Below are 12,793 nucleotides of genomic sequence, written 5' to 3'. Positions count from 1 at the left end.
GGGCACCGTAATGCTTATTTTCCGTTGTTTATTCCCAAGAGTTATTTTGAAAAGGAAGCCGAGCATGTGGAGGGATTCGCCAAAGAATGCGCAGTTGTAACTCATTCCCGGTTAGAAGATGACGGTAAAGGTGGATTGCAGGTAGCAGGAGAGCTTACAGAGCCTTTAATAGTACGCCCTACTAGCGAAACAATTATAGGAGCATCTTTTGCTAAATGGGTGAACTCATATCGGGATCTTCCTCTTCTCATCAACCAATGGGCGAATATAGTGCGCTGGGAAATGCGTACCAGACTTTTTTTGCGGACAGCAGAATTTCTTTGGCAGGAAGGACATACAGTTCATGAATCCAGTGAGGAAGCTATGGATGAAACCCGAAAGATGTTGGAAGTGTATGCCCGATTTGCGGCAGAATACCTTGCCCTACCGGTTATTCAGGGTGAAAAAACTGAAGGTGAGAAGTTTCCCGGAGCTGTAAACACTTATTGTATTGAGGCCATGATGCAAGATAAAAAAGCTTTGCAAGCTGGGACATCTCATTTTTTGGGACAGAACTTTGCCCAAGCTTCTGGCATCAAGTTTCAAAGCAGAAATGGCGAATTTGAGCACGCCTGGACTACATCTTGGGGAGTATCAACCCGCTTAATTGGAGCATTAATTATGGCTCATAGTGATGACAACGGATTGGTATTACCGCCAAAGATTGCTCCTTCGCATATTGCTCTGATTCCGATTTATCGTGACGACACTGAAAAAGAGCAAGTAATGAAATTGTGTGAACACATAATAGATGAATTTGCGCATGAAAGCTTTGAAGGAGTGCGCATCTATACAGAACTAGATGATAGAGATTTGACCGGAAGCGAACGTAATTGGTATTGGATAAAAAAAGGAATCCCATTGCGTTTGGAAATTGGACCTCGAGATGTGGCAGCGAACTCTGTGATGCTGGCTAGACGAGATAAAGAGCCGAGAGATAAGCAAAGCATAGCTATTGGTGAATTGAAAACTTATGTCCTTAAAGTTTTACCCGAAATCCAAAATTCTTTCTATCAACGAGCATTAGACTTTCGCAGGGAAAACACGATTGTAATAGATGATCCGAGTGAATTCTACAAGTTCTTTACACCCACGAATTCAGATCAGCCTGAGATTCATGGCGGATTTGCCCTATCTCATTGGTGTGGAGAGGTTGCATGCGAAGAAAAGATCAAAGACGAGCTTAAGGTTACCATTCGCTGCATACCTTTTGACGCTAAGCAGGAAGATGGATTCTGTATTTGTTGTAATAAGCCCTCCAAACGTAGAGTAGTATTTGCCAAATCTTACTAGTATGAGCTTTAAGAGCGCAGTGATCTGCATAGGTAACGAATTGCTATTAGGGCAAACATTAAACAGTAATTTAGCCTATTTGGGCAGCAATATGGCAGATTTGGGTATTCCAGTGGAGTACAGTGTTACTATTCAAGACGATCATCAAGCAATAATTGATGCCCTTGCTGAATGTTGGAATAAATACGATGTTATTATAAGTACGGGGGGATTGGGCCCTACGCAAGATGATGTTACTAAGAATGCCATAGCTGCATATTTTGGCAAAGATTTATGCTTTCATGAAGATGTGTACAGGAAAGTGCAGGATATGTTTTCCATAAGGGGGCTCTTTATGCCGAGTACAAATAGAACTCAGGCTATGGTTCCAGAGGGATTTACGGTTTTAGATAATGCGCGTGGAACAGCCCCCGGATTGTACTATGGCAATGGTGGCAAACACCTTTTTGTGCTTCAGGGCGTGCCTTTGGAGATGCAATATGTGTTCGAAAATCATATCCAGTCTCTTTTGTTGCAGGCATATCCCCAAGCTAATAGACTACATATAAGGAATATTCACACTTATGGAATAGCTGAATCCGCTCTAGCTGAATTGTTGCATTTGGAAGAACTACCTCAGGGTGTAAAATTGGCGTGGCTTCCTCAAACCGGGAGAGTGGATTTGAGGCTATATGGAAGCAATCGCGAGTTAATTAGAATTGCCGAAGATTATGTGCACAGCAAAGTGAGTGAATATATTTGGGGATACGATCACGATAGTCCGGCAGGTATGTTAATTCATTTGCTTAAGGCTAAAAGTATAAGCCTTGCTGTTGCAGAATCTTGTACAGGGGGCTTGGTTCAAAGATTAATTACCGATGTTTCCGGAGCGTCAAAGGTGTTTGTTGGTGGAGTTGTAAGCTATGACAACAGAATAAAAACGGATGTTTTACATGTAAAGACAGATATTTTAGAACGGCATGGTGCGGTGAGTGAATGCTGTGCAAGGGCAATGGCGCGCGGTGTTAAGGCGTTATGTAATACAGATGTATCAATTGCCATAACCGGTATTGCCGGTCCGGATGGTGGTTCAGCAAAGAAGCCTGTAGGAACTGTATACTTTGGCTGGCAAATCGGCGATAAGGAATTTTCTATGCACAAGGTCTTTACCGGAGATCGTGAGAGCATAAGGTTTAAGGCCTCCGAAGCCGCCATTTTAGAACTGATCAAGACTTTGAGGTCATTTTAGTTGAAAGTGTTAATAATAGGCAGTGGTGCACGAGAGCATGCAGTTGCTGACGCATTTGCAACAAGCAAGAACACTTCGATAATTTATGTAAGCCCCGGAAATGACGGAATAGCTGAAACGTATATGTGTATTAAGCTGGAGGATTTTGAACATATCCGCAGCTTTTGCCAAGAAGCTGATATCGATATTGTGTTTATTGGTTCCGAGCAACCAATAGCAGAAGGTTTGTCAGATTATTTGCGGAAGCATTCCATAAGAGTATTTGCGCCTTCACAGGCGGCAGCAAAATTGGAGTATTCTAAGTTCTATGCCAAATCTCTAATGAATAAATATGAGATACCAACTGCCAAGTATCAAATAATAAAAAATGTAAATGAAGCTAAGAAAGTACTAACTAATTTCACTCTTCCGGTAGTTCTGAAGGCTGATGGTCTGGCTGCCGGAAAAGGCGTAATGATAGCCTATAGTATCGATGAAGCTATCTCTTGTTGTGACAATCTTCTGCATCAGAACTGTGGCAGAGGCGGTGTGATAGCAGAGGAATTCTTACGAGGATGGGAAGTATCTCTTTTTGCTATTACCGATGGCTGTAATTTTGTAAGTACGCTTTTCGCACAAGACCATAAGCAACTTTTGGATGGGGATCGAGGTCCTAACACTGGAGGAATGGGGGCAATCTGTCCCGTTTCCGAAGCTGAGTGTTACCAAAAAGACATCGAACACAGTATTGTTGCACCAATCTTGCAAGCTATGCAAGCAGAAAACACCGCATATACAGGGATACTCTATTTGGGGTTGATGATTACAAAAGAAGGACCCAAAGTAATTGAATTCAACTGTCGCTTAGGAGATCCGGAAACACAAGCTGTATTAGCGCTTCTAAAAACAGATTTTACAGATGTATGTATGGCGGTTTGTGAGGGCAAGGTGAATGAATTATCTTTGAAATGGGATAACAATCATTCTGTAGCAGTAGTTTTGGCTGCTCCAGGCTATCCGGCAGAGTATCAGACAGATATACCAATCTCTATTCCCGCCATGGAATCCAAAATATATTATGCAGGTGTATCAAAAAGTGAATCTGGGTTTAAAAGCTCAAAAGGAAGAGTGTTGACAATAATGGCTACAGCAAAAACCCTTGAGCTTGCCCGAGACAAAGTTTATGCAGATATTAAAAAGATAAGTTTTCCTAATATGGTCTATCGCAAAGATATTGGCCTAAGAAAGAACAAGCTTTAACAACGGAGCTGTGATGAAAAAAATCTTCATATGGATATTGATGGCGATTCCGTTTATGATGGCGGCAAATCCAATCAGTATATTAAGCGAAAGTACCGATGCTCTAAGCATAAGTTTTCAACTTCCGGAGTATACTATTAATGAAGTAATGTTGGATGGAGTAACTTATAACCGCTTACAGGTGGACGGGGGAATGCCTACTTCAGATGAGGCATTTCCGGAATTATGGATGTTTGGTATTCCTATCGCAATACCTATTGATGGTGGAGCTACAGCACAAGTTCTTTCGTCACAACAAAACAGCATAAATAATATCTTATTGCATCCAGTGCCTACTATGGAAGTTTCAGAAGGGGATATAAGCTATCAGACTTCCCGCGATTATGTAGCCTACACCAAAACCGAGCTGTATCCTGCCAATGTAATTGAGATTTCCGAACCTGCTTTTGTGGGGGATCGTAGATTTGTTACATTAAAGATTTACCCTTTCCAATATAAGGCTGCAAGCAAAGAATTAGTTGTTCATCATAATCTTGAGATTAATATAAACCTGATGGGTACCAAAGCGCCATCTAAAGAATGGCAACTTGGCAATAGCCCCGTTGACACAGCGGCTGATTCCTTTTTCATCAATAATGCAAGCTCAAAGATTTGGCGGAGAGAGCGCAAACAAAACTATCGACATGAAAGCCCGAAGGGTTCATTAAACGAGATTTCTGAGATCCAGTTGATTGTCGATAGTGAAGGAATCTATAAAGTGGGATATTCAGAGCTGAAGAGCTTTATTACCGAAATGACTGATTCGCTACAAATGCCCATGGGCTGGGATATTGACGATATTGATCCGCGGTTTCTTGAACTTCGGGATGAATACGGACAGATACCCATCCATTTTATAGGTGAGGAGGATGGCAGCTTTGATAGTGGCGACTATTTCGAGTTTTTTGGTGATAGACACTATGGTGATGAACGTTACTATGATGATTATACAGCAGAAAATGTTTATACTCTACGCTTGGTGAACCAATACGGTGCGCGGATGATGGTAGAAAATGGGGGATTGATAAATAGTGATCCTTTGCACTACATGCTTGCAGATGCATTTGAGGAAACAGTGCATTTCGAGCAACAATTGGTTAGCGATAAACTGGGTAGAGGATGGTCTGCGGGGAATCCAGATTTCTACCGTGAAGATGTATGGTTTTGGAAGAGAATAAACTCACCAAACTTGGAAATAGTACCTGTCGATCTGGAATACCCCATAGATAGCGCAATCCGAACAGCCAGTGCGGAAATAGCGTTGCATGGCTTAACCTACAAAGAAGGTCTTACGGAAGAACAGTACGATCATGAAGCAACAGTAAGGCTTAACTCAGCCATGGTAAACAATCATTTCTGGAAAGGGCAGACAGAACAGATATTCTATAATCGGGAACCAATAGCTAATTCTTTTATGCTGCATGGCACAAATAATGTTTACATTAGCCTTTCTGGAAATACGGAAATGGGTTCTAGGGAACAGGTTTTATTAGATTATATCAAGATCAAATACTGGCGTTATTATAGAACAGATAGAGATTATATTAAGTTTACCAAACCTTCAAATAGGCCTAATGGTCTTTTCCAGTTCAATATTGAGGGCTTTTCTTCGCCCAATGTGTCCGTTTACAAAATTGGTTCCAGTGTTTTTAATAGCTTGCAGATCGAACCGTTTACTGTAGATGGTACAGCTCCTTGGACGATTAGCTTGCAGGATAGCGTTTCTTCGAACGCCGTCAGATATTATGCCGTAGAGGAAAATTCCAAGAAGCAGCCGAAAGCCATGCGCTTGAATGTGCCATCAGATTTGAAGAACCCCAATAATTCTGCTAATGTGATAGTAATTACTCCATATCAATTCCTAGAATCTGAAGGTACTCTGATGTTAACTGAGATTTGGGAAGGGGAAGGGCACGATATAGAGATTGTTGATATCCAGGACATATACGATGAATTCAATGATGGAATAGTCTCTGCGGAAGCAATAAAAGCCTTTCTGTCTCATGCATACGAGTATTGGTCAGAACCCCAGTTAAGCCATGTGATGTTTATTGGTGAGGGAGTGACCGATGCCAGAGATAATAGCCCCAGTCGTAAATACAACCTGATTCCGGTTAAGAAAATCTGGACATACAAGCACGGTGCAACAGCCAGCGATAACTGGTATGCATGTTTGTTAGGTAATGACACGGTTCCAGATATTAGTCTTGCGCGTATCAATGTGTGGACCGAAGAGCAGATATTTGATTTTGCCAATAAAGCTTTATCATATCGCACAAATTTAAGCACAAATCGCCTGTGGAATAACCATATAACACTCACAGCCGGAGGGAAGATAAGCGATGGTAATGACATCTTTGCACAGCAATCTGAACGTATCCGCCGAAAAAGCATTCCTTCCACATATAGAGTTACAAGGGTCTACACGAATACTCAAACTGTAAACAGTTCATATTTTGGCGGCACCTTCAATTTGAAAGATGCCATCAATTCTGGTACGCAGTTTGTGCAATTCATGGGGCATGGAGGTGGACGTGTTTGGGCAGATTACAACTTGTTCAATTTTAATGATGTGGCAACCTTGAATAATCAGATCTATCCTGTAGTTCTATCTTTGGCATGTTATGCTTCCGCTTTTGACACCAATGGTGCTGCATCAATTTCTGAGGCACTGGTTATGCAGCCAAATAAAGGTGCCATTGCCACTCTCGGTTTTGTCGGATTAGGATATCTGACTCAAGATGAAGGATGGGGTTTGGCGTTTAGTGAGGCAGCGTTTCAACACGATTATTCCACCTTAGGGGAAGCCTATGTGTTTGCTTTGGCCAGATTTTTTACTACAACCTCAAGTGCTGCTGCTCGTTATGCCCTTACGCAGGGATCTGCATATCTCGGGGATCCTTTGATTAGACTTAATAAGCCAATCGTACAAAGTTCTGTAAGTGCCCAAAACCATAATCCAGAACCAGGCGATGTATTGACAGTTGAAGCCCAATTTCCAGCTTCTGTTCAGCGTGCGCGACTATATATAATGAATAACGACGAGATTATCCAAAACATTCCTTATGATATTGATGTAGTAAATGGTGAATACAGCGCAAATTATAATGTTCCTACCAACAGCTCGAACTATATGAATAAAATTATGGTGGCTGGATACTCGCAAGATAAGGAATATGTTGGCACCAGCACCTATGGAGTTGGACGTCCTACAATTCAACACAGTGCATTTATTCCAGCCCAGCCAGTATATACAGATTCCACAGGATTCAAAGCCCAGGTGTTTAGCCCCAAAGACATTATTAATATGTATGTGTCTGTTCAAACCGACAGCTCCCATAGCATTACTAACGGTTGGAGCATCGTTTGGGAAGATATTCCCATGGCCATGTCTGATGACGATAACACAGTGTGGGTTACCACCAGAAAACTGCGTAAATTTCCTACATCCAGAGAGTTGTCATACAAATACTACTTTACAGATACAGATAGCGTTACCTATGAATCTCCAGAGTATACATTCCAGATGGCGGGTCCAGATTTGTTTCTTAGAGATATTGAATTTGACCCCAATAATGGTAATCCAATTTTGAGAGTAAAATCTACTAATGTGGGTAATGCTCCCTCGATAACAACAGATATGCGTCTTTATGTTAAAACAGGTAACACATATACCTATGTTTCTACACAAGATTTTGCTCCACTTGAGGTAGATGAAGTGCGATGGGATGTAATCGATTTGGCAGATGTGGAAAATGGTAATCGCAGTTTTGAAGTGCGTGTAAATACTACTGGGACATTCCAAGAGTGGCATTTCTATGTAAATACCAATAACTATATTTCAATCGAAGTGCCAATGAATTATTTTAGTGTGGATAGCAATGGCTCTACACTAATAAGTTTGGATGAGAATGTCTCTTGTGTGGTACCAGCTGGACTTATTCCCACAGGTGTAGTAGGCATGTCTCTAAACAGTTTAGCCGAGATTAGCCCCGTAAATCAACCCGATGTCATCCCCATCTTAATGCAAAACCATGCAGCAGGAGACACCTTGCAGCTATATTCGATTCCTTATGACATATCATTGTTAAACAGTACGCTAGTAGATTCTTTGGGATTTTTTACCAGCGGGAAAAGGTTGGAGCTGACTTATAAATATCACGATACAGATCCAGCTACACAAGCTTATGAATCTGATAACAGTTATAAAATATATCGTTACAATGATGAGTTTCAAAAGTGGATATTGTTGGGTGGGCACGTATCCCCAGCAAACAACACCGTCAGTTTTGAGGTGGCGCGAACAGGAATCTATGCCCTTTTCCGTAACGAAGATAAAACCAGACCTTCAGTAGATGTGAATGTTCAAGAGCAAGAGTTTACTGTGGGTGGATACGTAGCCGGAGACGGAGTAATATCTTTATTACTAAGTGATGCCAATGGTATTGACATTATAGATGATTCAATCCGTTTGTTCTTAAATGGTATGATAGTTCCGGAAGAGGATTATGTGATAAGCATCAATAAAGAAAACATCAATCGAGTTCCCATAAAGTATCAACTCAACCTCCAAAAAGGGAATCACGAACTCAAGATAGATTGCAGAGATCTGAACGGTAATTTTATGACTCGTGAAGTGCAGTTTATTGTAAACGATAGTTTCGATATAAAGAATATTGCCAACTACCCTAACCCCATCTTAGGGCAGGCGCAGGATCCGAAAAATGATGGACGCACCAGATTTACTTATGTTTTAACCGATTCAGCCGATGAGGTTTACATTAAAATATATACTATTAGCGGAAGGTTGGTCAAGACTTTCTCAAATCTGCCAACCGTGGTTGGATATCATGAATACCCCCGTACGGTTTATGCTTGGGATTGTAAAGACGAACAAGGCTATCCATTGGCAAACGGAACATATTTTTACCGTATTGTAGCAAAAAAAGGCGGTAAGAAAATCGAAAAAACCATGAAAATGGCTATTTTGAAATAGGGAGAGGAATAATGAAAAAACTACTTATTCTTTGCCTCCTGTTACCATTACTAAGTGTTCCTGCATTTGCCGGCAGATATGCAGGAGATTTTATGATGATTGGAGCTGGAGTTCGAGCCTTAGGCATGGGTGGAGCTTTCTCTGCCTTAGCTGATGATGGATCGGCTATTTATTGGAACAGTGGTGGTCTATCGCAAATCCGCGAGTCTGAAGTTTCGGCAATGCATGCTTTTCTCTATGGAGATTTGGCAAGCTACGATTTTCTTAGCTATGTTCAACCACTTCCCAATGATGTATCTATAGCTTTTAATGTAACTCGCCTAACAGTTAGCGATATTCCCTATTTCGATGAAAAGTACCTTCTGGGCACCAATGTAGATGAACGCATCAATAATATGAATGATCAATTACCTGGTATTCCGGATGGAACTTTTAGATCCACCGACGATCTATATCAATTTGCCTTTTCCAAAACCATTCGATTTGGGGCAAATATGGGGTGGCAGTTTTTCGAAATACCCTTTGAATTAGGTATGGGTGGCAATGTAAAATTTATTCAACGCCGAATAAAAGACAATCTCGGATCTGGAACTGGTTTAGACTTGGGAGTTAAACTTCGTACAGATATGGCTGTACTCTTTGATGAGGATTCTCTTGGGGATCTGAATTTTGGTATCAACTTCCAAGATGTTGCTGGCACCTCAATTCTATGGGACACAAATAGTGAAATGAGAGATAAGGTGCTTTTCAATACCAAAACAGGAATTGCCTTAATTCAACCAATAACTTCGATAAAGAGCGTTTTCTCACTGGCATACGATTATGACTATGTGTATCAGGGTACAAGTCACTATGGTTTAGATTGGAATTATGATGAGCGAGCAAATCTACGAATTGGATATTACGATAAGAATTTTAGTTGTGGAGCAAGCCTTAAGGTTTATGGTATTTTTATAGATTATGCTCTTATTACAAATCCCATTGGGATAAGCAACAGATTAGGGTTAAGAGTAAAATTTTAGGAGACAAGATGAAACACATAATTTGGATTCTGCTGGTTGCATTGCTTCTTTTTTCGTGTTCTGGAGAAGACGAACCAGCAAAAGATAACACCCCACCTACGCGCCCTATCCTTATACCCCACAGAGGGGATTCTCAATATGGAGCTATATACACTGATGATAATGGGAATGATATTGATCTAACCGAAGAGAATAATGGCATTGATACAGTGCCTGAGGGAAATTGGATTCGTATTTCGTGGAAAGCATTTCAAGATAACGACCTTAGCCATTTTAAAGTATTTCGTTTCTCCGGTTTTGAGCCTGAACCGATAGAGATAGCAAATCGTCCTGCTAATGAGGATTACTATCTGGATCAAGGTCCTCTGGAAGTAGAAAGATGGTATTCTTACTTTATCGAGTTGTTTGATATCAGCGGTAACAGCACAATATCGGATACAGTATTTTATGCAATACTCCACAAGACACAGCCAATATCTCCAGCGGATAATGCATATATAAATCCTGACGGATTGAGGTTTCAATGGACAAGAGCCGATGATGGCACTGGTTTTTACAGAGTTTTGCTGTGGAATCAAGACAACTCCCTAATCTGGAGTGAAGACATGTATCCTACTGCAGAGGATGATGATCTTCTTGAGATTCAATTACCTATTCTTAATCCTCCTATAACCATTGGCTCTACACTCCGGTGGAGAGTAGATTATTTCGACTGGGATGCAGATAAACAGATGTATATGGGTTCTGAATCCATAGAACGTTGCTTTACTACAAGCCAGTAGCCGATATTTGTTGGCATGATTGTATTTCAAAACCTATACCTATCCCAAATCACTATCGATGAGCTACCAGAGCTTACGGCTGAGATCTTGCTTAGTATGCGGGATGAACTTAGCTGGAATCTTCGCTATTACCTCGATGAAGCAAGGGGTTGCGGGTATGTTCAAGAAAAAATGCTTGACTGGAAAGACAAGCTCAGGATTTTTACGTAAAATGCAAAAGAGGAAAATGTGAAGAAGATTCTGTTTGCGATCCTATTGATCTGTATAAGTTTAACATTATTCAGCCAAACCACGATGACGTTTACGCCATCCAGTAATATCTCGGCTTATACTTTTGACGGCATTAGAAGCGGAGTAGAAAAGCTGAAAATGAATACATATATTTTGGGGCAAGTAGCCAAGCCGGGGCTGTATGTTGTGCCGGATGATACAGATTTTCTTACCTTACTGGCTCTTGCTGGCGGTCCGAGAGAAGATGCCAAACTCTCAAAAATTCGCATTGTCCGCCCATCGGAAGAGGGTGAAAAAGTGATCTGGGTAAATTTTAAGGAATATCTCGAATCTGGCGATACATCCTTAATACCAGAAATGAAACCCGGAGATACTATTGTGGTATCTGGAACAATATTCTATGCATTCTCACGCGTTGCAGATTTTCTCTCCAAAGCAGCAATTGCACTCAGCGTTTACAATCTTGTTAGCGGATTATAACTCCAAGGAAGGCTCAAGTGGAAAATAATATCCAGAATCAACCAATTCAAGACGAAATAAAGCTGTCAGATTATTTGCGAATAGTTCTGCAATACCGATATCTAATTGTAATGATCTTTGTGTTTGTTATGGCTGGGACAATCTTCTATACTGCTCGTCAACCAAAGATCTATTCTGCTACTTCGAGAATTCTTTTGGAAGATCAGAATAGTAATGCTGGCTTTTTAATGATGGCTACTCCCGGTATAGGCAGAAATAGCATTAATAACCAAATTGAGCTTATTAAGAGTAAGCCAACCTTGAGCCTGGCTTGGGAGATTATGAAAAAATATCCTGATTGGGATCTTTTTCCGATAGCGTCATTGGCAAATCCTCCCGGAGGATTAGCTAATGTATCCGTAGAATCCAAGCGCGATACAGATTTATTGACAATATCCATAGAATCTACCAGCCCCATAGAAGCACAGGCAGCGGTTAACGCAGTTGCAGAAGCTATTCAGCAGCAGAACACTCAATTTGCTAGACTAGAATTTACCACAATCAGGGAATTTTTGGAGACCCAACTTGATGCTATTAGCAGACGGTTACAGGCATCAGAAAACGATCTTCGAGAGTTTAAGAATCTCAACCGCTTAACAGAATTAAGTACAGAAACAGTAAAGCTTATTGAGCAATCTTCAGAACTGGAAGCAGAATTGGAATCTGCCCTAACCGAAATGGCAGTTAAGGCAAAAAGCCTGGATCTTCTTTCTAAGCAGCTACGAGACCAAGATTCGCTGATGGTTGATGTAGACAATATAATTCAAACCCCTTACCTTGTTGAATTGCGTAAACAAGTTGTTGAAACTCAAGCATTGATTACTAAGCTCATAACTAAAAATGAGTATCCCTTAGATCATCCTCAGATTATTCTTTTAAACCGGGAATTGGAAAATACCAGAGAAAACCTTGATCGAGAAGTCAAGAAGCTGATTAGTGTTACTGTACCCTCAGATCCACTTTCTACGAGAAGCGATTTGGTAAGTAGGATTATTCAGGCAAGTATCGATCTCGAATTGGCGCGGACAAGGGTAAATGGACTTGAGCAAACCAAAGAGATGTATGAACAACGTATTATATCTCTTCCAAATACCGAATTGGAGCTTGCCCGACTTTCCAGAAATATGATGCTGGATAGTAAGATACACGGTATTATGATGGAGAAGTATGAGGATGCTAAGATTGCCGAGCAAGCAAAAGTTGGCAATATTCGCATTATTGATTATGCAAATCGTCCTACTATTCCGATTAAACCAAGAGTATCAATGAATATTCTGGTGGGAATAATTCTGGGGCTTGGCTTAGGAGTGGGGTTTGCCTTTATTGTGCACTCTATGGATACAAAGCTGCGGACTCTGGAAGATATGGAAGGCTTTGTCCGCTTACCTATAGTGGGAACGATTCC

The 12,793-nt window shown here is 40.9% G+C and carries 9 protein-coding genes; all 9 read left to right on the top strand.

Annotation, left to right across the window (positions count from 1 at the left end):
- Nucleotides 1-1,332, top strand: a 1,332-nt coding sequence (locus tag LHW48_01510; protein MCB5259141.1) for a proline--tRNA ligase, incomplete at its 5' end; no start/stop codon positions are given.
- Nucleotides 1,316-2,560 carry a CinA family nicotinamide mononucleotide deamidase-related protein gene (locus tag LHW48_01505; GenBank protein MCB5259140.1) on the top strand — a complete coding sequence of 415 codons (1,245 nt, stop codon included), beginning with the start codon at nucleotides 1,316-1,318 and terminating at the stop codon, nucleotides 2,558-2,560. The genes LHW48_01510 and LHW48_01505, both read left to right, overlap by 17 nt.
- A gap of 6 nt (nucleotides 2,561-2,566) precedes the next feature.
- Complete coding sequence (gene purD, locus LHW48_01500; GenBank protein ID MCB5259139.1) at nucleotides 2,567-3,799, top strand: phosphoribosylamine--glycine ligase; 1,233 nt, start codon at nucleotides 2,567-2,569, stop codon at nucleotides 3,797-3,799.
- A 13-nt stretch (nucleotides 3,800-3,812) separates the two neighbouring features.
- Nucleotides 3,813-8,834 carry a C25 family cysteine peptidase gene (locus LHW48_01495; GenBank protein MCB5259138.1) on the top strand — a complete coding sequence of 1,674 codons (5,022 nt, stop codon included), beginning with the start codon at nucleotides 3,813-3,815 and terminating at the stop codon, nucleotides 8,832-8,834.
- Between the two features lie 11 nt (nucleotides 8,835-8,845).
- Nucleotides 8,846-9,856 carry a hypothetical protein gene (locus LHW48_01490; GenBank protein ID MCB5259137.1) on the top strand — a complete coding sequence of 337 codons (1,011 nt, stop codon included), beginning with the start codon at nucleotides 8,846-8,848 and terminating at the stop codon, nucleotides 9,854-9,856.
- An 8-nt stretch (nucleotides 9,857-9,864) separates the two neighbouring features.
- Nucleotides 9,865-10,638 carry a hypothetical protein gene (locus tag LHW48_01485; GenBank protein ID MCB5259136.1) on the top strand — a complete coding sequence of 258 codons (774 nt, stop codon included), beginning with the start codon at nucleotides 9,865-9,867 and terminating at the stop codon, nucleotides 10,636-10,638.
- A gap of 15 nt (nucleotides 10,639-10,653) precedes the next feature.
- Nucleotides 10,654-10,848, top strand: coding sequence for a hypothetical protein (locus LHW48_01480; protein ID MCB5259135.1), 195 nt, complete (start codon nucleotides 10,654-10,656; stop codon nucleotides 10,846-10,848).
- Nucleotides 10,849-10,866: 18 nt separating this feature from the next.
- Entirely contained in the window at nucleotides 10,867-11,349 is a 483-nt protein-coding gene (locus LHW48_01475) for an SLBB domain-containing protein (protein ID MCB5259134.1), read from the top strand.
- A gap of 17 nt (nucleotides 11,350-11,366) precedes the next feature.
- The coding region (locus tag LHW48_01470; protein MCB5259133.1) for a GumC family protein at nucleotides 11,367-12,793 on the top strand (1,427 nt) is incomplete at its 3' end.

Source organism: Candidatus Cloacimonadota bacterium (assembly GCA_020532355.1).
Taxonomy (GTDB): Bacteria; Cloacimonadota; Cloacimonadia; order Cloacimonadales; family Cloacimonadaceae; genus UBA5456.
The sequence above is the reverse complement of the archived record's forward strand: the minus strand, read 5'-3'. Positions and strand labels throughout refer to the sequence as shown.

Coding starts and splice junctions, on each gene's coding strand:
- LHW48_01480 (MCB5259135.1), top strand. CDS start 10,654: ATGATTGTATTTCAAAACCTATACCTATCCCAAATCACTATCGATGAG.
- LHW48_01490 (MCB5259137.1), top strand. CDS start 8,846: ATGAAAAAACTACTTATTCTTTGCCTCCTGTTACCATTACTAAGTGTT.
- LHW48_01495 (MCB5259138.1), top strand. CDS start 3,813: ATGAAAAAAATCTTCATATGGATATTGATGGCGATTCCGTTTATGATG.
- LHW48_01485 (MCB5259136.1), top strand. CDS start 9,865: ATGAAACACATAATTTGGATTCTGCTGGTTGCATTGCTTCTTTTTTCG.